This window comes from Pseudomonas cavernae, assembly GCF_003595175.1.
Classification (GTDB): domain Bacteria; phylum Pseudomonadota; class Gammaproteobacteria; order Pseudomonadales; family Pseudomonadaceae; genus Aquipseudomonas; species Aquipseudomonas cavernae.
Genome location: NZ_CP032419.1, coordinates 696,812 through 720,894 on the forward strand (window position 1 = coordinate 696,812; position 24,083 = coordinate 720,894).

Annotated in this window: 21 protein-coding genes; 10 read left to right on the top strand and 11 right to left on the bottom strand. The window is 67.8% G+C overall.

Translation table 11 applies throughout. The annotated features are described in order from the left end of the window. Nucleotides 1-30: 30 nt before the first annotated feature. Together D3880_RS03260 and D3880_RS03265 are read right to left on the bottom strand one after the other, a co-directional pair. Entirely contained in the window at nucleotides 31-837 is an 807-nt protein-coding gene (locus D3880_RS03260) for a M90 family metallopeptidase (protein WP_119892095.1), read from the bottom strand. Between the two features lie 6 nt (nucleotides 838-843). Beyond that, nucleotides 844-1,506, bottom strand: coding sequence for a DedA family protein (locus D3880_RS03265; RefSeq protein ID WP_119892096.1), 663 nt, complete (start codon nucleotides 1,504-1,506; stop codon nucleotides 844-846). Nucleotides 1,507-1,721: 215 nt separating this feature from the next. Here D3880_RS03265 and D3880_RS03270 point away from each other — a divergent pair, with 215 nt between their 5' ends. After that, complete coding sequence (locus D3880_RS03270; protein WP_119892097.1) at nucleotides 1,722-2,321, top strand: hypothetical protein; 600 nt, start codon at nucleotides 1,722-1,724, stop codon at nucleotides 2,319-2,321. Nucleotides 2,322-2,328: 7 nt separating this feature from the next. Here the strand turns inward: D3880_RS03270 and D3880_RS03275 are convergent, their stop codons facing one another. Further along, complete coding sequence (locus tag D3880_RS03275) at nucleotides 2,329-2,784, bottom strand: GNAT family N-acetyltransferase (RefSeq protein WP_119892098.1); 456 nt, start codon at nucleotides 2,782-2,784, stop codon at nucleotides 2,329-2,331. Between the two features lie 328 nt (nucleotides 2,785-3,112). Between D3880_RS03275 and D3880_RS03280 the strand changes: the two genes are divergently transcribed. Both D3880_RS03280 and D3880_RS03285 read left to right on the top strand, forming a co-directional pair. Continuing rightward, nucleotides 3,113-6,190, top strand: a complete 3,078-nt coding sequence (locus D3880_RS03280) for an ATP-binding protein (RefSeq protein ID WP_238474397.1) — start codon at nucleotides 3,113-3,115, stop codon at nucleotides 6,188-6,190. Then, on the top strand, nucleotides 6,187-7,386 hold the full coding sequence (locus D3880_RS03285) for a response regulator (protein ID WP_119892100.1): 1,200 nt from the start codon (nucleotides 6,187-6,189) through the stop codon (nucleotides 7,384-7,386). Before D3880_RS03280 ends, D3880_RS03285 begins: the two co-directional genes overlap by 4 nt. On the opposite strand, the gene D3880_RS03290 is transcribed toward D3880_RS03285, so the two are convergent. Further along, complete coding sequence (locus D3880_RS03290) at nucleotides 7,383-7,670, bottom strand: DUF2218 domain-containing protein (protein ID WP_119892101.1); 288 nt, start codon at nucleotides 7,668-7,670, stop codon at nucleotides 7,383-7,385. The genes D3880_RS03285 and D3880_RS03290 overlap by 4 nt on opposite strands. Before the next feature lie 44 nt (nucleotides 7,671-7,714). Then, nucleotides 7,715-8,356: an NAD(P)-dependent oxidoreductase gene (locus tag D3880_RS03295; protein ID WP_119892102.1), complete on the bottom strand. Its 642-nt coding sequence runs from the start codon at nucleotides 8,354-8,356 to the stop codon at nucleotides 7,715-7,717. Between the two features lie 369 nt (nucleotides 8,357-8,725). Here D3880_RS03295 and D3880_RS03300 point away from each other — a divergent pair, with 369 nt between their 5' ends. The 3 genes from D3880_RS03300 (at nucleotide 8,726) to D3880_RS03310 (ending at nucleotide 11,748) form a co-directional block, all read left to right on the top strand. Continuing rightward, nucleotides 8,726-9,697 (top strand): IS110 family RNA-guided transposase, encoded by a 972-nt coding sequence (locus tag D3880_RS03300; RefSeq protein WP_119892103.1) that lies wholly within the window; start codon nucleotides 8,726-8,728, stop codon nucleotides 9,695-9,697. Nucleotides 9,698-9,860: 163 nt separating this feature from the next. After that, entirely contained in the window at nucleotides 9,861-10,757 is an 897-nt protein-coding gene (locus D3880_RS03305; protein WP_119892104.1) for a LysR family transcriptional regulator, read from the top strand. 97 nt (nucleotides 10,758-10,854) lie between these two features. After that, nucleotides 10,855-11,748 (top strand): PA4780 family RIO1-like protein kinase, encoded by an 894-nt coding sequence (locus D3880_RS03310; RefSeq protein ID WP_119892105.1) that lies wholly within the window; start codon nucleotides 10,855-10,857, stop codon nucleotides 11,746-11,748. A gap of 90 nt (nucleotides 11,749-11,838) precedes the next feature. Here the strand turns inward: D3880_RS03310 and cueR are convergent, their stop codons facing one another. From cueR to D3880_RS03325, 3 genes are all read right to left on the bottom strand, one after another. Then, nucleotides 11,839-12,240: a Cu(I)-responsive transcriptional regulator gene (gene cueR, locus D3880_RS03315; protein ID WP_119892106.1), complete on the bottom strand. Its 402-nt coding sequence runs from the start codon at nucleotides 12,238-12,240 to the stop codon at nucleotides 11,839-11,841. After that, nucleotides 12,237-14,633 carry a heavy metal translocating P-type ATPase gene (locus tag D3880_RS03320; protein ID WP_119892107.1) on the bottom strand — a complete coding sequence of 799 codons (2,397 nt, stop codon included), beginning with the start codon at nucleotides 14,631-14,633 and terminating at the stop codon, nucleotides 12,237-12,239. The genes cueR and D3880_RS03320 overlap by 4 nt, the downstream gene beginning before the upstream one ends. 203 nt (nucleotides 14,634-14,836) lie before the next feature. Beyond that, nucleotides 14,837-15,244 (bottom strand): hypothetical protein, encoded by a 408-nt coding sequence (locus tag D3880_RS03325; RefSeq protein ID WP_420800860.1) that lies wholly within the window; start codon nucleotides 15,242-15,244, stop codon nucleotides 14,837-14,839. Nucleotides 15,245-15,384: 140 nt separating this feature from the next. On the opposite strand from D3880_RS03325, the gene D3880_RS03330 reads away from it, so the two are divergent. Further along, entirely contained in the window at nucleotides 15,385-15,591 is a 207-nt protein-coding gene (locus tag D3880_RS03330; RefSeq protein ID WP_119892109.1) for a heavy-metal-associated domain-containing protein, read from the top strand. 234 nt (nucleotides 15,592-15,825) lie between these two features. On the opposite strand, the gene D3880_RS03335 is transcribed toward D3880_RS03330, so the two are convergent. Then, nucleotides 15,826-16,455, bottom strand: coding sequence for a TetR family transcriptional regulator (locus D3880_RS03335; RefSeq protein WP_119892110.1), 630 nt, complete (start codon nucleotides 16,453-16,455; stop codon nucleotides 15,826-15,828). 149 nt (nucleotides 16,456-16,604) lie between these two features. On the opposite strand from D3880_RS03335, the gene D3880_RS03340 reads away from it, so the two are divergent. From D3880_RS03340 to D3880_RS03350, 3 genes are all read left to right on the top strand, one after another. Further along, nucleotides 16,605-17,780 carry an efflux RND transporter periplasmic adaptor subunit gene (locus D3880_RS03340; RefSeq protein WP_119892111.1) on the top strand — a complete coding sequence of 392 codons (1,176 nt, stop codon included), beginning with the start codon at nucleotides 16,605-16,607 and terminating at the stop codon, nucleotides 17,778-17,780. Nucleotides 17,781-17,791: 11 nt separating this feature from the next. Next, nucleotides 17,792-20,977, top strand: coding sequence for an efflux RND transporter permease subunit (locus D3880_RS03345; RefSeq protein WP_119892112.1), 3,186 nt, complete (start codon nucleotides 17,792-17,794; stop codon nucleotides 20,975-20,977). A 260-nt stretch (nucleotides 20,978-21,237) separates the two neighbouring features. Continuing rightward, nucleotides 21,238-22,422 (top strand): multidrug effflux MFS transporter, encoded by a 1,185-nt coding sequence (locus D3880_RS03350; protein WP_119892113.1) that lies wholly within the window; start codon nucleotides 21,238-21,240, stop codon nucleotides 22,420-22,422. Here D3880_RS03350 and D3880_RS03355 read toward each other — a convergent pair. Together D3880_RS03355 and D3880_RS03360 are read right to left on the bottom strand one after the other, a co-directional pair. Further along, nucleotides 22,410-22,610: a hypothetical protein gene (locus D3880_RS03355; RefSeq protein WP_119892114.1), complete on the bottom strand. Its 201-nt coding sequence runs from the start codon at nucleotides 22,608-22,610 to the stop codon at nucleotides 22,410-22,412. The two genes, D3880_RS03350 and D3880_RS03355, sit on opposite strands and share 13 nt — an antisense overlap. A gap of 444 nt (nucleotides 22,611-23,054) precedes the next feature. Then, complete coding sequence (locus D3880_RS03360) at nucleotides 23,055-24,071, bottom strand: zinc-binding alcohol dehydrogenase family protein (protein ID WP_119892115.1); 1,017 nt, start codon at nucleotides 24,069-24,071, stop codon at nucleotides 23,055-23,057. Nucleotides 24,072-24,083: the final 12 nt, after the last annotated feature.

Below are 24,083 nucleotides of genomic sequence, written 5' to 3' on the forward strand. Positions count from 1 at the left end.
ATAAGGTATCGGGGCGAGGCAAAGGCACTGCTAGCCGCGGTAGTCCGGGTGTTCGGCCTGCAGCTGGCACAGGCGGGTGAGCGGATCCTGGCGGTAGAACGCCTGGAGCTGGACGTAGACCTGCGGGTAGGCGCCGTGCAGCAGGTCCGGGGCGCTGAAGAAGTATTCGCTGGTGACGGCGAAGAACTCCGCCGGGTTTTCCGCGGCGTAGGGGTCGATCGGCGTTTCGGCGTCGGGATTGCGGTCGAGGCGGGCATTGAGGTCGTCGAAGGCGGCCTGCATGGCGCCGGCCCAGTCGCTGACGCGCATGTCACTGTGCAGCGGCGGCAGGCCGTTGGCGTCGCCATTGAGCATGTCCAGCTTGTGCGCCAGCTCGTGGATCACCAGGTTGTAGGCGTCCCAAGTGCCGCTGGCCTGCACGCCGGGCCAGGCGAGGATCACCGGGCCTTGCTGCCAGGCCTCGCCGCTGTGCTCGGCGTCCCACTCATGCACCACGCCGCTGGCGTCGCGGTGGCGCTGCGGGCTGACGAAGTCGTCCGGGTACAGGACGATCTCGTGGAAGCCGCGATACCAGTCGAGGTCGGCCAGGTGCAGCAGCGGCAGTTGCGCCTGGGCGGCGAGCAGCAGCCGTTCGGGCTGCTGCAGTTCGACGCCGGGCAGCGCGGTCAGGCGCTTGCCATGCAGGAACAGCACGGCGCGCTGGCGCAGGCGCTGGTCTTCGGCCGCGCTGAGGCCATCGAGGATCGGCAGGCTCTGGCGCACCTGCTGCCACAAAGCGGGGTCGAGTGGATAGCGGGCGAGGATGCGACGGTGGCGCCAGGAGCGCAGGAACCCCATGGCGGGTCAGCTGGCCTGTTTGATATCGCCGGCGGGCACCCGGCGCAGTTTGTGGTGGAGGACGCTGAGGGCCATCGGCAGCAGCGACAAGGCGATGACCACCAGCACCATCAGCGACAGGTTCTGCTTGATGAAGGGCACGTTGCCGAAGAAGTAGCCGAGGGTCACCAGGCCGCCGACCCAGGCGATGGTGCCGAGCACGCTGAAGGCGAAAAAGCGTGGGTAGGGCATCTTGCCGACGCCGGCGACGAACGGCGCGAAGGTCCGCACTATGGGCAGGAAGCGCGCCAGGGTCACGGTCTTGCCGCCGTGGCGGTCGTAGAACTCGTGGGTGCGCTGCAGGTAGTCGCGGCGGAAGATCTTCGACTGCGGGTTGCGGAACAGGCGCTCGCCGGCCGTGCGGCCGATCAGGTAGTTGGTGCTGTCGCCGGCGATCGCCGCCAGCATCAGCAAGGCACCGAGCAGGAGCGGGTCCATGTTGCCGCTGGCGCACAGGGCGCCGGCGATGAACAGCAGCGAATCGCCGGGCAGGAAGGGCATCACCACCAGGCCGGTCTCGCAGAAGATCACCAGGAAGAGGATGGCGTAGATCCACGTGCCGTAGTTGACGACCAACAGGTTCAGATAAGTGTCGAGGTGGAGGATTAGATCGATCGGGTTGAAATCCATGAGACGCCTGTACTAATGCGCATAACGAGGGAGATGCGCTGAGCAGGACGGCGCATGTCGAAGCAGATTGTCTGGAGTATAAGGCCAAGCGTTGGGCAGGGAACCGCAGTTTGTCGCAGCTTGTTACTCCGCCCATCCGACTGCCGCCAGGGCTGCGAGTCGGCACAAAGGCTGCACGGGCAGCCCCAGGCAGGCGGGTAGGAGGGCGGTGGCCAATGACGGTGCAAGTCGTGGAACACCCGGCGATCACCCTGGCTCTCGGGCATGGCTTGGACCTGCCCGGCCAGGCGGCGCGGGCGCGCGCCGGTGCGGGTGGTCGCCCTGCTGTGGGCGCGCAATTGCCCAATGTGGTGCGGGGACTCGGCCATTTGCTCGATGGTCTGTGCGCCGACTACAGCTGCACACCGGAGGGCTGGAGCGAGGCGCAGGCCGCCCGTCAGGTGCTGTCGACCCGGGTGCCGCGGCGGCATGCCTTCCTGCTGTTCACCTTGCCTGCGGCCGGCATGCGCAGCCTCGACGAGTGGGCGGCGGCGCTGGTCTACTGGCCGCTCGCCGGGCACTGGCCGGACGCCGCCGCCAGCGAGGTGGCGGGGCTCGGCCGCTACGTACCCCTGGCCGGGCGTGTGGCGGCGTTGCCAGAGGGCTGGGATGGCATGCTGGTGCGCGCCCTGGCACCGACGCCGCAGGCGCGTTATGAGGCCTTGTCGGAGTTGCAGCAGGCGCTGCAAACGCCCCTGCAGCCGCGCCGTCGCCCCGGCGCAGTCCTGTGGCTGCGTTGCCTGGCGGCTCGGCTGCAGCGCTGGGGGCGGGGTTAGGCGGGGCTCAGTTGTCGTTGATCGGCAGGATGTAGTTCTTGAATTCGCGATCCTCGTGGAAACCGATCGACTCGTAGACCCGGTGCGCCACCTCGTTGTCGATCTGGGTGGACACCCGCATGCGCACGGCGTTGGTTTCCTTGGCCATCTTCTTCGCGGTTTGCAGCAGGCGGTCGGCGACCAACTGCCGCCGGGCGTCCTCGGCGACGAAGATGTCGTTGAGGATCCACACGCGCTTGAGCGACAGCGACGAGTAGCTGGGATACAGCTGGCAGAAACCCAGTAGCTTGTCGTCGTTGTCGGCCAGGGCCAGGTAGACCACCGACTCCTTGCGGCGCAGGCGTTTCTCGAGAAAGCGCCGCGAGGCTTCGGGGAAGGCGAGTTCGCCGTAGAACTCGCGGTATCTGACGAACAGCGGAGTCAGCAGGTCCAGGTGCTCCAGACTGGCTTGGATAATGCGCATGGTGGGCCTCGGCGTCAGTGATGGGGCTGCTCAAACAATGCAGGTGCTGTGCCAGCAGTCGCACTGATGCTGCCTAAGGGATTTGGAAAGCGCAATCCAAGCGAGCGTTTGCTTGGCTGGGCCCTCGGTCGACTTCGAGGGCGCGCGCCATAGCCTGCGTTGACTCATCGCCGCGCCTGGTCTCGGCGTCTCAGTCAGCCGAATTTGTGTCACCCATCAAACGCTCAGGCCATGGCTGGCGTTCGCCCCGACACGCCGCCCAGCGGCTGGCTACGCTTGCATGATGGAGTGATGGGATGGATCCACGATGAGCAGATGGGCGCGGTGCTTGCTGATACTGATCTGGGGGCTGCTGGGCGCCGTGCCGGCAGCCGCCGCGGCCTTGTCGCTGAGCGCGCAGGAACAGGCCTGGCGCCAGCAGCACCCGTTGCTGCGGGTCGGCATCGAGCGCAAGGGCTGGCCGCCGTTCGACATCATCGAGAGCGATGGCAGCTACCACGGCATCAGCGCCGATTACCTCGCGGCGCTCTGCCAGCGCCTCGGCCTGCGCTTCGAGCCGGTGTACTTCGACACCTGGGACCAGGCGCTGGCGGCTTTGCGCAGCGGCGCGGTGGATGTGCTGCCGTCGATGGCGCGGACCCCGGAACGCGAAGACCTGATGCTGTTCAGCCAGCCCTACCTGATCAGCAACAGCCTGATCTTCAGCCGCCGCGAGGTGGTCGACCTGCACGGCCTCGATGACCTGGCGCGCAAGCGGGTGGCGATCGAGCGCGGCTATGCGCTGCAGGAGCTGCTCAAGAGCCGGGTGCCGCAGGTCCGCCTGGTCGAGACCGCGGACACCGAGGCGGCGCTGCGGGCGGTCTCCGGCGGGCGCGCCGAGGCTTATGTTGGCGACATGATCGTGGCCAGCTACCTGATGCGCAAACTCAACCTGGCCAACCTGCAGCTGCTCGGCGAGAGCGGCCTGGCCGGCAGCGAGATCCGCTTCGGCGTGCGCCGCGACTGGCCGCTGCTCGCCGACCTGTTCGACCAGGCGCTGAGCGATCTCAGCGAGGCCGAGCGGCAAGCCATCGACGGCCGCTGGCTGTTGCCGTTGAACGAGCTGAGCTGGCGCAATCTGCTGCGCGTCGGCTGGCCCTACGGGCTGGGCTTCATCCTCCTGCTCGGCTTCGTCCTCTCGTGGAACCGCCGTCTGGCCGTGCAGGTGGCCGAGCGGCAGCGCGCCGAAACCGAGGCCGAGCAGCAGCGCAGCACGCTGCAGGCGCTGGTCAATGCGCTGCCCGACCCGATCTGGTTCAAGGACAACGAGGGCCGCTACCGCGGGCTCAATCAGGCGTTCGCCGAACTGGTCGGCCGGCCACGCGAGGCGCTGCTCGGCCGGCGCGACGACGATCTCTTGGCGGCCGCCGAGGCGCAGCGCCGCTGGGACCGCGATCGGGCCGCGCTGGCGCGTCAGCAACCGGCCGAGAGCGAGGACTGGTGGGCCTGTGCGGACGGCCGCCAGCTGCTGCTGGCGACCATCCGCGCCACCTTCTACGACGCCCAGGGCCAGCTGCTCGGGCTGGTCGGCGTCAGCCGCGACATCACCGCGCGCAAGGAATTCGAGGCGGCACTGGAGCAGGCCAAGGAGCTGGCCGAGGAGGCGACGCGGCTGAAGTCCGACTTCCTCGCCAACATGAGCCACGAGATCCGCACGCCGATGAACGCCATCATCGGCATGACCCACCTGGCCTTGAACAGCGGCCTGGAGCCGCGCCAGCGCGACTATGTGGCGAAGATCCAGCTGGCCAGCCAGCACCTGCTCGGCCTGCTCAACGATGTCCTCGACTTCTCCCGCATCGAGGCCGGCAAGCTGCCGCTGGAGCGCATTCCCTTCGATCTGCGCCTGGTGCTGGAAAACCTCGTCAGCCTGGTCGGCCATCGGGTCGCCGACAAGGGCCTGCAGCTGCTGCTCAACCTCGACCCGCAGGTGCCTTGCCAGCTGCTCGGCGACCCGCTGCGGCTCCGGCAGATCCTGATCAACTACGCCAACAACGCGCTGAAGTTCACCGAGCAGGGCGAGATCGAGGTGCTGGTGCGCCTCGAGCAACAGCACGGCCAGGAGGTGCGCTTGTACTTCGGCGTGCGCGACACCGGCATCGGCCTCAGCCAGGAGCAGCAAGGGCGGCTGTTCGCCTCGTTCCAGCAGGCGGACAACTCGACCACCCGCAAGTACGGCGGCACCGGCCTCGGCCTGGCCATCTGCAAGCGCCTGGCCGAGGCCATGGGCGGCGGCGTCGGGGTGGAAAGCCGGCCGGGGCAGGGCAGCCTGTTCTGGGCGCGGCTGCCGTTCGGCCTGGCCGACGCGGCGCAGCCGGTGAGCGAAACGCCGGCCCGGCGCACGGAGTTCCCCGGTCAGCGGATCCTGCTGGTGGAGGACAGCGAGCTGAATCAGGAGGTGGCCTGCGGTTTGTTGCGTGCCGTCGGCCTGCAAGTGGAGGTGGCCAACAACGGCGCCGAGGCCCTCGAGCTCCTGCGTCGGCACGCGGATGACTACTACACCCTGGTGTTGATGGACATGCAGATGCCGGTGATGGACGGCATTACCGCGACCCGCCAGCTACGCCAGGACCCCCGCTTCGCCAGGCTGCCGGTGCTGGCGATGACCGCCAACACCTTGCCGGGCGAGCGCGATCAGTGTCTGCGCGCGGGCATGAATGCGCACCTTAGCAAGCCGGTCGAGCCCGAGCGCCTGTGGGCCGCCTTGAGCCGTTGGCTGACGCCGCTCGACGTCACGCGCCCGGCCCCCGCCACAGCCGCGCCACGCTGGGTGTTGCCGGGGGTGGACTGCGCCAGCGGCCTGCGGCGCATGCTCGGCATGGCCGAGCTGTACCAGTCCCTGCTGCGCGCGTTCGCCGCCACCCAGCGGCGCTTCGCCGACGAGCTGCGCGAGGCGCTGGCCGGCGGCGAGGGCGAGCAGGCCGAGCGGCTGGCGCACAATCTCAAGGGTCAGGCCGGCAGTCTCGGCGCCGAGGCGCTGCAGGCGCAGGCCGGCGAACTGGAGCGGGCGATTCGCGGCGCTGCCGGAGCCGCGCCACTGGACGCGCAGATCGCCGCGCTGGACGCCGAGCTGCAAGCGCTGATCGCCGCCATCGACGCCCAGCTGCCGGCGCAGGACGCGGTGGAGCCGGCGCTGGAAGTCGACGAGCTGGCCCTCGGCGAGCTCTGCCAGCGCCTGCAGCGCCTGTTCGCCGAGCACGATCCGCGCGCCGGGCGGCTGTTCGGCGAACAGGCGGCGCTGCTGCGCGCCGCCTTCGCCGACGGTTACGCCGTCATCGAGGCGGCGGTCCGCGGCTATGATTTCGACATGGCATTGCAGGCGCTGGGCGCCGCCGTGCAGCAGCGGCAACTGAGGAGGCAGTCATGAGCGAGATGTTGGACCGGTCCGAGCAGGAAGTGATCCTGGTGGTCGACGATATGCCCGACAACCTCGAGCTGATGAGCGAGTTGCTGCTCCAGCACTACCGGGTCAAGGTCGCCAACAACGGCGCCCAGGCCCTGCGCATCGCCGCCGCGGCGCCGCAGCCGGACCTGATCCTACTCGACGTGATGATGCCGGCGCTGGACGGCTACGAGGTCTGCCGCCGGCTCAAGGCCGAGCCGGCGACCCGCAATATCCCGGTGGTGTTCCTCACCGCCCGCAGCGAGGTGGCCGACGAGCAGCACGGCTTCGATCTTGGCGCCAACGACTACATCACCAAGCCGATCAGCCCGCCGATCCTGCTCGCCCGGGTGCGCGCGCAGCTGCAGCTGAAGGCCGCCGCCGATTATCTGCGCGACAAGAGCGAATACCTGGAGCTGGAGGTCAAGCGCCGCACCCGCGAGATCCAGAACCTGCACGACGCCACCCTCGAGGCCATGGCCCATCTCGCCGACACCCGCGACAACCCCTGCGGCCATCACCTGACCCGCATCGAGCTGTTCATCCGCGTGCTGGCCGGCGCCCTGGCGCGCCAGGTGCCGGCGCTGACCGCCGAGCTGAACGAGGAGCACATCGCCCTGCTGGGCAAGTCGGCGCTGCTGCACGACATCGGCAAGCTGAGCATTCCCGACCGCATCCTGCTCAACCCGGCGGCGCTGGCGGGCGCCGACCTGGAGTTGATGCGCAGCCACACGCGCGCCGGCCGCGACGCCATCGAGCGCGCCGAGCGCAGGCTCGGTGGCTCCGCCAGCTACCTGACCCTGGCCAAGGAAATCGCCTACAGCCATCACGAACGCTGGGATGGCAGCGGCTATCCGGAGGGTCTGCGCGGCGCGCAGATCCCGCTGTCGGCGCGGCTGATGGCGCTGGCCGACTGCTACGACGAGCTGACCAGCCGCCACCCCTACCGCGCCAGCCTCGGCCCGGCCGAGGCGGTGGCGCAGATCGGCGCGGCCAGCGGCACCCACTTCGATCCGCAGGTGGTGCTGGCCTTTCTCGAAGTGGCCGGTACCTTCGCCCTGATCGCCGAGCGCCATGCCGACAACGCCGCCGCCCTCGGTGGCGGGTTGCAGCGCCTGGAAGAGTCGCTGGCGGAAAGCATCGAGCTGACCCCGCCGCCGACCCTGTTCCACCAGCGCTAGGTACGGTGCCAGTCCAGCTGCAAGGCCTCCTGCCAGGCGAAGCGCTCGAAGTGGCTGGCAACCACCTGCTGCAACTTCTCCAGATCGGCGGTGTTGCTGCTCTCGACGCGTAGGGTCAGGCCGGCGTTTTCCGCCGTCAGCAGGCACAGGCCGAAGGCGAACTCGATGCGGCCGGCGTGCTCGTCATAGTGCACCGGGATCTTGTGGGCGAAGTGCTTGCACAGCCGGCCGATATAGCGCGCCGGGGTGGCGGTGGGGACGTGGGTGGTGGCGCTCAGGGGCATGGGGACTCCAGTACGGGTTGCATAAGGTTGGCCTCTCGGGGGGATCAATAGCCGACGGTAAAGCGCTGGCGCAGATGCTGCGGGCGCTCCAGCTCGTCGACGATCGCCACCGCCAGGTCGGCGACGGAAATGCTCGCCGGCGCAGCGCCGTTCATCAGCAGCTGATCGCCGCCGAGGCGGAACTTGCCGCTGCGCTCGCCCGGCTGCAGCAGTGCCGGCGGCGAGATGAAGCTCCAGTCCAGCTCGTGTTCGGCGCGGATCATGTTGAGCAGCTGCCGTGCGCCCTCGGCGCCTTCCTTGTACGCGGCCGGGAAGTCTGGGGTGTCGAGCAGCTGCACGCCGGGGGCGACATACAGGCTGCCGGCGCCGCCGACCAGCAGCAGGCGGCGCACGCCGGTCGCCTTGACCCCGGCGATGATGCTCTGACTGCCCTCGATGAAGCGCTGGCGGATCTCCGGGTCGTCCCAGCCGGGGTTGAAGGCATGGATCACGGCGTCGTGGCCGCTGACCGCAGTGGCGATCTCGTGGGCCTGGTAGGCGCTGGCCTGCACCACCCGGAGCCGAGCGTGCGGCGCCAGCTTCTGCGGATTACGGACGATGGCGGTGAGCTGATGGCCACGCTGCAGCGCTTCCTGCAGAACGGCGCTGCCGACGAAGCCGCTGGCGCCAATCAAGGCGATTTTCATGGGAATCTTCCTCTGGATGGATTGGAGATTCGGGTGGGTTAGCCGTAGGCGTAACCCGCCGACCAGGCTGGACGCCGGTGTCCAGGGTGGCTCCGCTGGTGGGTTACGCCGCTGCGCGGCTAACCCACCCTTGTATCTCGACTATCGTCCCGTGAGGGGGATAGTCCCCGACTGATCATCGGGGGAGGGCCTGGAAGTCGTACCCACCCTAAGGCCTCGAGCCAGCTTTGTAGATAGTGCTCCAGCCCTCCACACTCACTCGAACAGTCCGAACGGTATCTAGGGCCCACGACAGGTGAGAGCTCGCATTCACAAGGTAGGGCCGGGTGCAGTGATGATCATCCTGAATGGATTAGCTGAGGAGTCTTCATGTCCAGCATCGTCGGCATCGACATCGCCAAGCACAGTTTCGACATCGCCACCCTGCAAACCAACGGTAAGTACCGCACTAAGGCCAAGTTGGCCAACAGCGCCGCCGGTTTCCAGGTACTCCAGGAGTGGCTGCAGCAGTACGCCGAGCCGGGTGCCTGGCTCGTGATGGAGGCCACCGGCACCTATCACGAGGCGCTGGCCGAGCACCTGCACGGCCTGGGCTACCGGGTCTGTGTGATGAATCCCGCGCAGCTTGCCAGCTACGCCCGGAGCCAGCTGCAGCGGGTCAAGACGGACCAGGTCGACGCCAAGCTGATGGCCAGCTACGGCCAGCGGCACGTGGATGAGTTACGCGCCTGGCAGCCCGAGCCACCGGCGATACGCCGCCTGCGCGCGTTGGTGCGGCGTCTGCAGGACCTCAAGGAGATCGAGCAGATGGAGCGCAATCGCCTGGATGTCGCCGATGCCAGCGTGCAGGATTCGATCCGTTCGGTGCTGGAGCATGTCGAGCAGCAGATTGCCGAGACCCTGAAGGCGATTCGGGACCACCTCGACGACGACCCGGACCTGTGCAGTAAGCGCGATCTGCTGGTCAGCATCGATGGCATCGGCGAGCAGACGGCCGCCTTGCTCCTGGCGGAGCTGGGCGATCCGCTGCAGTTCAAGAATGCCCGGGCAATTACCGCGTTCGCCGGGCTGAACCCGAAGCTGCAGGAGTCGGGCCAGCACAAGGGCCGCGTGCGCATCTCCCGCGTGGGCTCGGCTCGTCTGCGCACCGGCCTGTACATGCCGGCGGTCGTCTCGCTGAGCCACAATCCGGCCATCAAAGCCCTGGCACAGCGCCTGCGAGCCCGCGGCAAGGCCGGCAAGCAGATCGTCTGCGCGGCGATGCGCAAACTGCTGCACATCGCCTATGGCGTACTCAAGTCGGGCCAACCCTTTGATGCTCGCCTGGCCCTTGCCCACTGAGTGACAAGACGGTATCTACAAAAGCGCTGCGCAACACTTAACTGGTACATAGCCATTTTCATGGGGGCTTCCTCTGGGTTGCTTGCAGGGTTGTCATGGTTGCAGAGGGTAAAGTCCGGAAAAATAGGCTAAAAAGCCTTTAATAATTAAGCGGGGCTTAATAATGGAACAGTTGAAGCGCATGGCGGTGTTCGCCACCGTGGTCGAGCGCGGCTCCATGGTGGCGGCCGCCGAAGTGCTCGGCATGAGCGCCTCGGCGGTCAGCCAGCAGATCCGTAAGCTGGAAGAGGGCACCCAGGTCAGCCTGCTGCACCGCACCACGCGCAAACTGACCCTCACCGAGGCGGGCGCGCTGTTCTACCGCAGCTGCGCCCAGGTGCTGGAACTGGCCCGCGAGGCCGAGCAGCGCCTGGCCGAGCTGCGCGATGCGCCGGTCGGCGAACTGCGCATCGCCGCGCCGGTGGGCTTTTCCGGGCGGCCGATCAGCGACGCGCTGGCCCCGCTGTTGCAGGCGCACAGCGGGTTGCGCCTGAGCCTGTTCTTCCAGGATGAACAGATCGACCTGATCGAGCAGCGCATCGACCTCGCCGTGCAGGTCGGCAAGCTCGACGACTCCAGCCTGGTGGCCCGGCATATCGGCGATGCGCGCCAGCTGCTGTGCGCCGCGCCGGCCTATCTGGCGCGCCGCGGGCCGATCCGGACGCCGGCGCAACTGCTCGACCTGGACTGGTTGGCGCTGCACAACGACACGGCGCCCGCGCCGCTGGTGCTGAGCGGGCCGGGCGGCGCGGTGGAAAAGCTGCGCCTGGACAGCCGGGTGAGCTGCAACAACATCCTCGCGGTGCGCCATTTCACCCTGGCCGGCATGGGCGTGTCCCTGCAGCCGGAGCAGGAGATCCGCGAGGAGCTGGCCAGCGGCCGGCTGCTGTCGGTGTTGCCGGACTGGCAGGCGCCGCCGTTCGGCGTCTACCTCGTCACCCCACGGCGCGACGCGCAGCCGGCCAAGGTGCGCTACGCCATCGAGGCGCTGCGCCAACATCTGCTGAGCGGCGCGCCCTAGGGTCTGTTCGGCAGGCGGTGCTGGGCGCTGCGCGGCGATTGCCGTATAACGTGCGGCTCGAAGAACATCCGGCAGATGAGGACCGCGATAGCATCCGATGAAACCGCCAAAACGCATTGAGCCGCTGATCGAAGATGGGCTGCTGGACGAAGTGCTGCGCCCGCTGATGAGCGGCAAGGAAGCCGCAGTCTATGTGGTGCGCTGCGGCAATGAGCTGCGCTGCGCCAAGGTCTACAAGGAAGCCAACAAGCGCAGCTTCCGCCAGGCCGCGGAATACCAGGAAGGCCGCAAGGTGCGCAACAGCCGCCAGGCGCGGGCCATGGCCAAGGGCTCGAAGTACGGCCGCAAGGAGCAGGAAGACGCCTGGCAGAACGCCGAAGTGGCGGCGCTGTTCCGTCTCGCCGCCGCCGGCGTGCGGGTGCCCAAGCCCTACGACTTCCATGACGGCGTGCTGCTGATGGAGATGATCGCCGACGAATCCGGCGATGCCGCGCCGCGCCTGAACGACGTGGTGATGGAGCCGGAGCAGGCGCGCGAGTACCACGCCTTCCTGATCCGCCAGATCGTGCGCATGCTCTGTGCCGGCCTGGTGCACGGCGACCTGTCCGAGTTCAACGTGCTGCTCGACCCGGACGGCCCGGTGATCATCGACTTGCCGCAGGCGGTGGACGCCGCCGGCAACAACCACGCGTTCAGCATGCTCGAACGCGATGTCGGCAACATGGCCGCCTACTTCGGCCGCTTCGCCCCGGAGCTGAAGGCCACTAAGTACGCCAAGGAGATGTGGGCGCTGTATGAGGCCGGCACACTGCATCCGCTCAGCCCCTTGACCGGCGAATTCGACGAGCCGGAAGAGCTGGCCGATGTCGATGGCGTGATCCGCGAGATCGAAGCGGCGCGGCTGGACGAACTGCGCCGTCAGGCCGGCCGCATCGAGGCGGAAGGCCCGCCCAGAGCCGAAGAGCCGCCCCCGCCGCCGTGGTTGCAGTAGCCGCCGCGGCAACGGCGCAAGCCGCCGGGTTGCGCCCGACTACCGGCCGCTGTGTTCAAGCCATCCGCCGAAGTTGACGGGCCAGGGCGCTCAATGGCAACCGCCGCCGGACTCCAGGTCCTTGAGGATCGGGCAGTCCGGGCGCTGGTCGCCCTGGCAGTGCTCGAGCAGGTCCTGCAGGGTGTCGCGCAGGCCGCTGAGTTCGGCGATCTTGTGGTTCAGTTCGGCAATGTGCGCGCCGGCCAGCGCCTTGACGTCGGCGCTGGCGCGCTGGCGGTCCTGCCACAGGGCCAGCAGCTTGCCGACTTCTTCCAGGGTGAAGCCGAGGTCACGGGCGCGCTTGATAAACGCCAGGCTGTGCAGGTCCTGCGCGGCGTAACGGCGGTAGCCGCTGTCGCTGCGGCTGGCCGGCTGCAGCAGGCCGATGGCCTCGTAGTAGCGGATCATCTTGGCGCTCAGGCCGCTGCTTTTCGCCGCTTGGCCGATGTTCATTGCGCAATCTCCTCAAGCTGCGGTTTCCAGCGCTTCAGCAGCAACGCATTGCTGACCACGCAGACGCTGGAGAAGGCCATGGCGGCGCCGGCCAGCATTGGGTTGAGCAGGCCGAAGGCCGCCAGCGGCAGGCCGATCAGGTTGTAGACGAAGGCCCAGAACAGGTTCTGCTGGATCTTCGCATAGGTGCGCCGGCTGATCTCCAGAGCCGCCGGCACCAGGCGCGGATCGCCGCGCATCAGGGTGATGCCGGCGGCCTGCATGGCCACGTCGGTACCGCCGCCCATGGCGATGCCGACATCGGCGGCGGCCAGCGCCGGGGCGTCGTTGATGCCGTCGCCGACCATCGCCACCACCGCGTGCTGTTTCAGGGCGACGACGCTGGCGGCCTTGTCCGCCGGCAGCACCTCGGCGTGCACGTTGCGGATGCCCAGCGCCTGGCCCACCGCCGCCGCGCTGCCACGGTTGTCGCCGCTGATCAGATGGCTGTGGATATTCCGTGCGTCCAGGGCCGCGATGGCTGCGGCGGCGCCCGGCTTGAGGCTGTCGCCGAAGGCCAGCAGGCCGAGCACGCGCGCTTGCGGGCTTTGCTCCAGCAGCCAGGACAGGGTGCGGCCCTCGGCTTCCCAAGCGCTAGCCTGTGCGGCGAGGGCGCCGGCGTGCAGGCCATGGTCTTCCAGCAGGCGGCGATTGCCGAGGGCCAGGCGGCGGCCGTCCAGGCTGCCGGCGATGCCGCGGCCGGGCAGCGCCTGGCTGTCGGTCACCGCGGGGGGCGTCAGCTCGCGTTCGTGACAGGCGTCCAGCACCGCCTTGGCCAGCGGGTGTTCGCTGCCGCGCTGCAGGGCACCGGCCAGGCGCAGCAGCTCGCGTTCATCGCCCTGTGCGGCGGCGAGGTGGACCACGCGCGGGCTGCCGGAGGTCAGGGTGCCGGTCTTGTCGAAGGCCACGACGCCGACCCGATGGGCGATTTCCAGGGCTTCGGCGTCCTTGATCAGGATGCCGTGCTTGGCCGCCGCGCCGGTGCCGGCCATGATCGCGGTCGGGGTGGCCAGGCCGAGGGCGCAGGGGCAGGCGATCACCAGCACCGCCACGGCATTCAGCAGCGCGGTTTCCAGGCCGGCGCCGAGCAGCAGCCAGGCGCACAGGGTGAGCAGGGCGATGGCGATCACCACCGGCACGAACACGGCGCTGACCCGGTCCACCAGTTTCTGGATCGGCGCCTTGGCCGCCTGGGCGTCTTCCACCAGGCGGATGATCCGCGCCAGCACGGTTTCCCCGCCGAGCGCCGTGGTGCGTACCAGCAGGCGGCCTTCGCCGTTGATTGCCCCGGCGGTGACCTGGGCGCCGGGCTGCTTGGCCACCGGCAGGCTCTCGCCGCTGATCAGCGCTTCGTCGGCGTGGCTCTGGCCTTCCAGCACTTCGCCGTCGATCGGGAAGCGTTCGCCGGGTTTCACTGCGACCCAATCGCCGAGTTGCAGGGCGGCGATCGCCACCTCTTCTTCCACACCGTCGCGCACCCGCCAGGCGCGTTCCGGGCGCAGCGCCTCGAGGGCGCGGATGGCGCTGGCGGTCTGCCGTTTGGCCCGGCTTTCCAGGTATTTGCCCAGCAGCACCAGGGCGATGACCACCGCTGCCGCCTCGAAGTACAGGTGCGGCATGGCCGCGGCCGGTGCGCGCCACCACAGGTACAGGCTCATGCCGTAGGCGGCGCTGGTGCCGAGGGCGACCAGCAGGTCCATGTTGCCGGTGCCGGCGCGCACGGCCTTGTAGGCGGAGGTATAGAAGCGCGCGCCGAGGACGAACTGCACCGGCGTGGCCAGGGCGAACTGCACCCAGGTCGGCAGCATCCAGTGGCCGCCGAACCAGTCGGCGAGCATCGGCAGCATCAGCGGCGCGGCCAGCAGCAGGGCGAGCATGACCGTCCAGCGTTCGCGGCGCAGGCGCTGCTCGGCCGCGTCTTGTGGCGGTATAGCTTCATCCAGCACTTGCGCCTGATAGCCGGCGCCGGTCACCGCTTGCAGCAGCGCCGCAGTCGGCACCGCGCCGAGCAGCTGCAGGTGGGCGCGTTCGCTGGCCAGGTTGACCGTCACCGCGCCGACCCCGGGGACTTTCGCCAGCGCGCGCTCGACCCGACCGACGCAGCTGGCGCAGGTCATGCCGTCAATGGCCAGCTCCAGGCTGTGGCTCGGTACCGCATAGCCGGCGCCCTGCACCGCGGCGATCAGGCTGGCCAGCGGGGTGGCCTCGGCTTCGATGCGTGCCTGTTCACGGGCCAGATTGACACTGGCGCTGCGCACGCCGGGGACTTTTGCCAGTGCGCGCTCGACCCGGCCGGCACAACTGGCGCAGGTCATGCCGCTGATGGGGAGGTCGAGGCTGGTCGATGCAGTCATGGGCTATCTCCTGAGAACCTGTGCGTTGCCTACAGGATCAACCTTGACACATGGGTAAGGTCAAGGCCCCGATCTGGATCAATGCCCTGGCTCTTACAGGCCCGGTCCAAGCTCTGCCTGAAACCTGTAGTCCGGATGCAATCCGGGGCGCGGAGCTGTCTGCTACTCCCGATTGCATCCGGGTCACAGCTGTCGCGTCGGCTTCAATAGTTCAACGGTGCCGGAGTCAGGTAGAAACCGGCATCGCCGAGGGCGATGCGGTATTTGCGCACTTCGCCGGCGCGGATCGGCAGCGGCTGGTTTTCTTGCGCCAGGATGCCCGGCGCGCAGGTGCCGCGGCCGACCAGGCCGAGGCGCAGCGGCACCTCGCCGGGCGGCAGGTTGAAGGCGGCCGACTGGCCCTGGAACAGGCGCGCGGCCAGTTGGTCGTGCAGGTAGAGGCCGATCTCGCAGGGGCTGGCGACCTCCAGGCGCTCGCGGGAGATGATCAGCACGCCGTAGCCTTTGGCTTGCGCGCTGTCGGCCGGGGCGCTGTAGGCCGCGGCGTTGCCAGTCGGGGTGCCGTCGGCCTGGCTCAGGAGCGGCAGGACCAGCAGGGCGGACAAGAGCAGGCGGCGCATGGCTATTCTCCGGGAACGGTACGGCAATGGTGGTCGACTGCTGGCGGGTCGACAAGTCTTGCCGGCTTGACCTTGCCCTTGTGGCAAGGTGCAAGGTAGCGCCAACTCAATCCACACCGAGGAGTGTGAACATGCAGATCTACAAGGTGCAGGGCATGACCTGCGGGCATTGCGTACGGGCGGTGACGACTGCGTTGCAGGCGCGCGATCCGGCGGCCGAGGTGCGGGTCGACCTCGGTGCCGGCGAGGTGCAGGTGGACAGCCGGCTGGCGGTCGCCGAAGTGCTGGAAGTGATTGGAGCCGAGGGCTATCGGGCCAGTCTGGCCGAGGAGGCCTGAGAGCCTGCTTACGATCTGCTGCGCGTCAGCCATACGGCGTTAACAATGCCGCTGTCCCAGATACCTGTTGCATGGCCTCGCGTAGGGTGGGTTAGCCGAAGGCGTAACCCACCGACCGGCCGTCAGGCTGGCAATGGCGATGGCTGCTGGCATCGATGGCGGGTTACGCCGCTACGCGGCTAACCCACCCTACGGAAACACCGAGCCGCGGCAGTCAGGCGCGGGGCTCGACGATCAGGCGCAGGCGTGCCAGTCGCGCAGCAGTCCGCGGAACAGGGCATCGATCAGCGTGGGGGTGTCGTGCAGCGGCTCGAACAGCTTGGGGTCGCGGGTCCAGTCGCTGAACAGGCCGACCAGCAGGGCATGCAGGGCGCGGGCGGCGAGCGCCGGGCTGATGCCCGGCTGCAGGTGGCTGCGGGTCGGCTCCTGGCTGAACAGTGCCTCGCAGAGGGCGATGAACTGGTTGATGAAGGCATTGTGGCGCTCCTCCGCCTCGCGCAGCTCTTCGGTGAATTCGCAGCGGTGCAGGAGGATGGTGAGAATCCGCCGTTTCTGCTCGTCGCGCGCCAGGTCCTCGATGATCTCGATACACAGATTGCGCAGCGCCAGCAGCGAGGCGCAGGCATCTCCGCCGCCGAGCAGGGCGGCCATGTGCTCCGGCGGCAGGCGCACCTGATTGAGCATTTCGTGGAACAGGTGGGCCTTGTTCTGGAAGTGCCAGTACACCGCGCCACGGGTCACGCCGACCTGGCGGGCAATCTCTTCGAGGCTGGTATGCGCCACGCCTTTTTCCAGGAACAACATCTCCGTGGCTTGCAGGATGGCGCAGCGGGTCTTCTCGGCATCTTCTTTGGTGCGGCGCATGGCGGCTCGAAGTATTCTGGCTAGGCTCTTGATTGGGGAGAGTTTAACGACTTTAGCCCGGTCTGTTCGCAGTGCCTGTTTGCAGCTTGGCAACGGGCCGTGCTTCCCTCTTTATTTTTATGCGCTCTGCGTTTGTCATGGAGACACCTATGTTGTTTGCTGTTCGCCTCCCCGTTGCCTGCCAACTCCTCGTTCTCAGTGGCCTGTTGGCCACCCAGGTACAGGCAGCCGATGCGCCGACCGGAGCGCCGCCAGCGCCCGAGGTGGTGGTCGAGAAGGTCGTCGCCACGCCGCTGCCGCTGCTGCTGGAATATTCCGGGCGTACCGCCGGCTACCGTGAGGTGGAGGTGCGTGCCCAGGTCAGCGGCATCCTCCAGCAGCGTACCTATCAGGAAGGCGCGACGGTGAGCAAGGACCAGGTGCTGTTCCGCATCGACCCGCGCCTGTATCAGGCGGCGCTGGCCCAGGCCAAGGGCGCCTTGGCCCAGGAGCAGGCGCGTTACCGCCAGGCCGACCGCGATCTCAAACGCATTCGCGAACTGCAGAAGAAGGGTTTCGCCAGCGAGAGCGAACTGGACCGCTACATTTCCAACTTCGAGCAGAGCAAGGCCAATATCGAGGCGGCCAAGGCCAACGTGCAGGCCAAGCAGATCGACCTCGACTACACCACGGTGAAGGCGCCGATCAGCGGCATCACCAGCAAGGAAACCGTCTCCGAGGGCAGCCTGGTGGCGGCCAACGACCCGAACTCCAGCCTGCTCACCCGCCTTACCCAACTCGACCCGCTGTACGTCAACTTCGCCTATTCCGACACCGAGGGCGCGCGCGTGCGCGAGGGTGTGCAGAGCGGCCGCCTGGTGATGCCGGCGGACGGCAAGCTGAGCGCGGTGATCAAGTTCGGCGACGGCTCGACCTACCCGCTGGAGGGCCGGGTGGACTTCACCGACAGCTTCGTCGACACCGGCACCGGCACCATCAGCGCCCGTGCGGTGCTGCCCAACCCCGAGCGCAAGTTGCTGCCCGGCCAGTTCGTGCGGGTGCTGATCAAGGGCTTCGTCCATCCGCAGGCGCTCACCGTGCCCGAGCAGGCCCTGGCGCAGGGGCCGAAAGGCACCTTCGTCTATGTGGTCGACGAGGGCGGGGTGGCGCGCATGCGCGAGGTCAAGACCGGCGAGACCGCTGCCGGCCGCTGGGTCATCGAGTCCGGCATCCAGGCCGGTGAACGGGTGATAGTCGAGGGCCTGCCGCGGGTGCGCCCGGATGCGCCGGTGAAAGCGGTCGAGGCCGCCAGCCAGCCCGTCGACCCGTCCGCCAAGAAATCCTGAGGAGCGCCGCCGTGTTCTCACGCTTCTTTATCGACCGGCCGATCTTCGCCGCGGTCATCTCCATCATCATCATCCTTGCCGGGCTCGCCGCGATGCGCGCGTTGCCAATCGCCCAGTACCCGGAGATCCTTCCGCCGCAGGTCTCGGTCAGCGCCAGCTACCCGGGCGCCAGCTCGCAGGTCATCGCGGAAACCGTGGCCGCGCCGCTGGAGCAGGAAATCAACGGCGTCCAGGGCATGATCTACCAGCTGTCGAACTCCGACAGCAACGGCGCGATGAGCCTCACCGTGTACTTCGCGGTCGGCACCGACCCGGACCAGGCCACCATCGACGTCAACAATAAGGTGCAGGCCGCGCTGGCCAAGCTGCCGGAGGAGGTGCGCCGCCAGGGCGTCAAGGTGGAGAAGAAGTCCTCCGACATCCTCCAGGTGGTGACGCTGTTCTCGCCGGACAACTCCCGCGATCCGATCTTCATCAGCAACTACGCGCTGATCAACGTGATCGACGAACTCAAGCGCATTCCCGGGGTCGGCGACGCCAGCCAGTTCGGTTCCAAGGACTACTCCATGCGCATCTGGCTGCGCCCGGACAAGCTGGCGCAGTACAACCTGACCCCGAGCGACGTGGTCCAGGCGATTCAGGAGCAGAACTCGCAGTTCGCCGCCGGCAACTTCGGCAAGGAGCCGCTGCACGACCCGCAGGCGTTCACCTACACGGTGAGCGCCAAGGGCCGCTTCACCAAGCCCGAGGAGTTCGAGAACATCATCCTGCGCACCGACGCCACCGGCGCCAGCCTGCTGCTCAAGGATGTCGCGCGGGTCGAGTTGGGCGCCCTCGACTATTCCCTGGCGACCAGCCTCAACGGCCAACAGAACGCCGCCTTCGGCATCTACCTGCAGCCCGGCGCCAACGCCCTGGATACCGCCGACGCCGTGCGCAGCACCATGGAGCGCCTGGCCAAGCGCTTCCCCGAGGGCATCGCCTACAAGATCCCCTACGACACCACCATCTTCGTCAAGGTGTCCATCGAGGAGGTGATCCACACCTTCGTCGAGGCGCTGGTGCTGGTGATGCTGGTGGTGTTCATCTTCCTGCAGAACTGGCGCGCCACACTGATTCCCGTGCTGGCCATCCCGGTATCGCTGATCGGCACCTTCGCCGGCATGTATGCACTGGGGTTCTCGATCAACCTGCTGACCCTGTTCGGCATGGTGCTGGCCATCGGCATCGTGGTCGACGACGCCATCGTCGTGCTGGAGAACGTCGAGCGGGTGATGCGTACCGAGAAGCTCGGCCCGCGCGAGGCGGCGATCAAGGCCATGGAGGAGGTGACCGGACCGATCGTCGCCATCGTCCTGGTGCTCTGCGCGGTGTTCGTTCCGGTCGGCTTCCTCGGTGGCCTGGCTGGGCAGATGTACAAGCAGTTCGCGATCACCATCGCGGTGTCGGTGGTGATCTCCGGCATCGTCGCCCTGACCCTGTCTCCGGCGCTGTGTGCCTTGCTGCTGAAACCCGAGCACCAGGAACCGGCGGCGCCGTTCCGCTGGTTCAACAACGCCTTCGAGCGCTTCACCAACGGCTACACCGCCGGCGTGCAGTTCTTCCTCAAGCGTTCGCTGATTGGCCTGCTGCTGTTCGGCGGGATGATTGCCATCATGGTCGTGCTGTTCGGCCGCGTGCCAGGCTCGCTGGTGCCGGATGAGGATCAGGGCTACGTGCTCAACGCCTATTTCCTGCCGCCGGCGGCCGCGCTGAGCCGCACCGAACAGGTCACCGACGCGGTCACCGAGGAACTGATGCAGCACCCGTCGGTGCAGGATGTGGTGACCTTCGCCGGTTTCGACATCCTCACTTCCGGCTCGCGCAGCAGCGCCGGGGTATCGTTCATTACGCTCAAGGACTGGAAGGAGCGCAGCACCGCCGAACTCGATGCGCGCAACCTGCCGCCGCAGTTCATGGCCATGGCCGCCAAGCAGAAGGACGCCATGGTGATGACCTTCAACCCGCCGCCGATCAGTGGCATGAGCACCACCGGGGGTTTCGAGGCCTACATCCAGGATCGCAGCGGCGGCAGCGTCGCGCAGCTCGAGGATATCGTCCACAAGTTCATGGCCGCGGCGGCCAAGCGCCCGGAACTGGCCGGGGTCAACACCACCTTCAACGCCGACGTGCCGCAGTATTTCATCAACCTCGACCGCATCAAGGCGCGCGCCCTGGGGGTGGCGATCAACGATGTGTTCACCGCCATGCAGGCGACCTTCGGCAGCTACTACGTCAACGACTTCAACCTCTACGGCCGCACCTGGCAGGTCAGCCTGCAGTCCGAGGCGGATTTCCGCCGCAAGCCGGAAGACCTCACCCAGGTCTTCGTGCGTTCGAGCAGCGGCGACCTGGTGCCGCTGTCCTCGCTGGTCAGCGTGGAGCGCATCCTCGGCCCGGACTCCTATGCGCGCTTCAACGTCTACCCGGCGGCCAAACTGCTCGGCGGCCCGGCGCCGGGCTACAGCTCCGGCCAGGCCCTCGCCGCCATGCAGGAAGTCGCCGACGAAGTGCTCGGCGAGCAGTACAACCTGGCCTGGATCGGCTCGGCCTATCAGGAACTGGCGACCCAGGGTTCCGGTAGCACCGCGTTTATCTTCGGCCTGGTGCTGGTGTTCCTGATCCTCGCCGCCCAGTACGAGCGCTGGACCCTGCCGATGGCGGTGGTCACCGCCGTGCCCTTCGCGGTGTTCGGCGCGATTCTGGCGATCTGGCTGCGCGGGCTGGCCAACGACGTGTACTTCCAGGTCGGCCTGGTGACCCTGATCGGCCTGGCGGCGAAGAACGCCATCCTGATCATCGAGTTCGCCGTACTGTGCCGCGAGGAACAGGGCATGGGCATCTTCGAGTCGGCGCTGGAGGCGGCGCGGCTGCGCTTCCGGCCGATCGTGATGACCTCGCTGGCCTTCATCCTCGGCTGTGTGCCACTGGCCATCAGCAGCGGTGCCGGTTCGGCGAGCCGCCACTCGATCGGCACCGGGGTAATCGGCGGCATGCTCGCCGCGACCCTGCTGGCGACCTTCCTGATCCCGATGTTCTACCTGCTGGTGGAATCGGCGGCGGCCAAGTTGAGCGGGAAGAAAGAAGTGAGCGATAAGCAGGTGAGTGGGCTCGGCAAGGACCAGCCGGCCAGCGAGCCGCCGGCGCATCTCGAATAGTCGTAGGGTGGGTTAGCCGTAGGCGTATAACCCACCAACCCTGCTGGACGCCGGTGCCCAGGGCGGCCGCGCCGGTGGGTTACGCCGCTACGCGGCTAACCCACCCAAAAAAACTGTGCTCAACCCTTAACCAGGGCATAGCCAAGGAAAAGGTCGAAGTGTCGCCAGGCGGCCCCGGCGGGGCTTGGGCTAACGCGCGTTGGCGGCTATCCTGCCGGTCCGACGGAATCGTTCCGCCCCGCCGCACCACCGGAAACCCCATGACCCTGCGCATCCTGCTGATCCTTGGCGCGCTCAGCGCCTTCGGCCCGTTAGCCATCGATTTCTACCTGCCGAGCTTCCCGGCGCTGGCCAAGGCCTTCGCCACCGATGTCGAACACGTGCAGCTGAGCCTGGCGGTGTACTTCGCCGGCCTGGCCATCGGTCAGCTGCTCTACGGCCCGCTGGCCGACCGCTTCGGCCGGCGCGGGCCGCTGCTGGTCGGAGTGAGCCTGTTCACCCTGGCATCGCTGGCCTGTGCCCTGGCGCCGAGCCTGGAATGGCTGATCGCCGCGCGCTTCGTCCAGGCCCTCGGCGGTTGTGCCGGGATGGTGGTGTCGCGCGCGGTGGTGCGCGATCTGTGCGACCCGATCGCCTCGGCCAAGGCCTTCTCGCAACTGATGCTGGTGATGGGCCTGGCGCCGATCCTCGCGCCGCTGCTCGGCGGTTGGCTGCTGGCGGTCGCCGGCTGGCAGGCGATCTTCCTCTGCCTGACCCTGTTCAGTGCGCTGTGCGGCCTGGCGGTGGCGCTCTGGCTGCCGGAGTCGCTGCCGGCGGATATGCCGCGCGCGCCGCTGCGTGGGGCGCTCCAGCGCTACCGGCAACTGCTGGGGGACGGCGTATTTATCGGCTATGTGCTGACCGGCGGGCTGGTGATGGCCGGGATGTTCGCCTACATCGCCGGCTCGCCGTTCATCTTCATCCAGCTCTACGGCGTGCCCGCCGAGCACTACGGCTGGCTGTTCGGCAGCAACGCCGCCGGCTTCATCCTGGTCGGCCAGATCAACGCCCGGCTGCTGCGCTACCGCCGACCGGAGTACTGGCTGCGGCGCTTCGTCTGGGTCTACCTGGGTTGCGGGCTGCTGCTCACCGGCGTCTCGGCGCTGCAGCCGGCGCAACTGTGGCCGCTGCTGATTCCGCTGTTCTTCGGCATCGCCAGCCTCGGCTGCATCCTGCCCAACGCCTCGGCCTGCGCCATGGCCGGGCATGGGCAGCATGCCGGCAGCGCCTCTGGGTTGCTCGGCTCGCTGCAGTTCTGCGTGGCAGCGGCGGCCGCCGCACTGGTGGCGGCGCTGCACGACGGCACGGCGCTGCCGATGGCCGAGGTCATCAGCCTGTGCGGCATCGCCGCGGTGGGTGTGGCGTGGTTGACCGCGCGGCTGGCGCGTCGGGGTCAGCCGGCCTGACTGACCGGGGGCGGAAAGGCTGCGGCGCGTTCGGGTAGGACATGCGGGGCGCGCAGGCGCGCCTCCAACGTGGCGACGAACTGGCGAGCCTCGGCTTCGCTGCGAAAGCCCACGGCATGCTGATCCAGGTGCACTTGCCAGGCCCGTTGGCCGTGGGGCGGGGTGAGCGGGCTGACGAGAATCTTCATCACGGGCCTCCCGAGGAATGCTCAAGAGCTTGCAGTGTAGCCCGCCCGGATGGCGCTTCGGAGGCTGGCGACCAGTGGTCGTGGCACCGGCGCTAGAGCCCTCTAACTCAAGGGTTTTGGCGAATTTTTCCGCTGTTCGATCGGGCCCTTCGACCCTGCGCGCGGAGCTGTCCCGAATGCCAGTCGGTTAAGCGCCGCGCGCCCCTCTCCCACTTGTGGGGGAGGGGCCGGGGGAGAGGGGAAACAGGCCGCTCGGCCCTCTCCTGAGCAGCGCCTTGCGGGCTTACTCCTGCGTGGCCCTCAGAGTCTGTTTACGATCTGCTGCGCGTCGGCCATACGGCGTTAAAAATGGCCTCGGGATGCTCATTTACAGCTCGTAAACTCCGTTCCCTCGGCCATTTTCTGCCTTGTCTGGCTCTAGCTCGCGAGATCGTAAACAGACTCTTAGGCGAAGCCTTCGAGGACGATCTTGCCCTTGGCCTTGCCGCTTTCCAGCAGGGCGTGGGCGCGGCGCAGGTTGGCCGCGTCGATGCGGCCGAAGTGCTCGCCGAGGGTGGTCTTCAGCACGCCCTGGTCGATCAGTTGGCTGACCCGTTCCAGCAGTTTGTGCTGTTCGAGCATGTCGGCGGTCTGGAACAGCGAGCGGGTGTACATGAATTCCCAGTGCAGCGACAGACTCTTGCGCTTGAGCTTGCGCACGTCGAGCTCGAGCGGGTCGTCGATCAGACCGAGCTTGCCCTGCGGTGCCAGGGCCTCGACCAGCTGGTCGAGGTGCTGGTCGGTGTTGGTCAGGCTGGCGACATGGCTGACCTGGCCGACGCCGATGCGCTTGAGTTCCTCGGCCAGCGGCCGGCTGTGGTCGATGACGTGGTGGGCGCCGAGTTCGCGCACCCAGGCCTGGGTAGCGGGGCGCGAGGCCGTGCCGATCACGGTCAGGCCGGTGAGCCGACGCGCCAGTTGGGTGAGGATCGAGCCGACGCCGCCGGCGGCGCCGACGATCAGCAGGCTCTGGCCGGTGCTGGCTTGGCCTTCGGCGATACCCAGGCGCTCGAACAGCAGCTCCCAGGCGGTGATCGCGGTCAGTGGCAGGGCGGCGGCCTGGGCGAAGTCCAGGCGCTGCGGCAGATGGCCGACGAGGCGCTCGTCGACCACGTGCAGTTCGCTGTTGGCGCCGGCGCGGTCGAGGGCGCCGGCGTAGAACACCTTATCGCCCGGTTGGAACAGGCCGACCTCGCTGCCCACCGCCTTGACCACGCCGGCCACGTCCCAGCCGAGCACCTTGGCCTGGCCGGGTTCCGGAGCGACGTTGCGGCGGATTTTGGTGTCCACCGGGTTGACCGAAATCGCCTTGACCTCCACCAGCAGGTCGCGCGGGCCGGGCGTCGGCGCGGGCAGTTCGACGTCCTGCAGCGCCTCGGGGTTGTCGATCGGCAGGGATTGGTAGTAGGCGATGGCTTTCATGGCGGGGCTCCG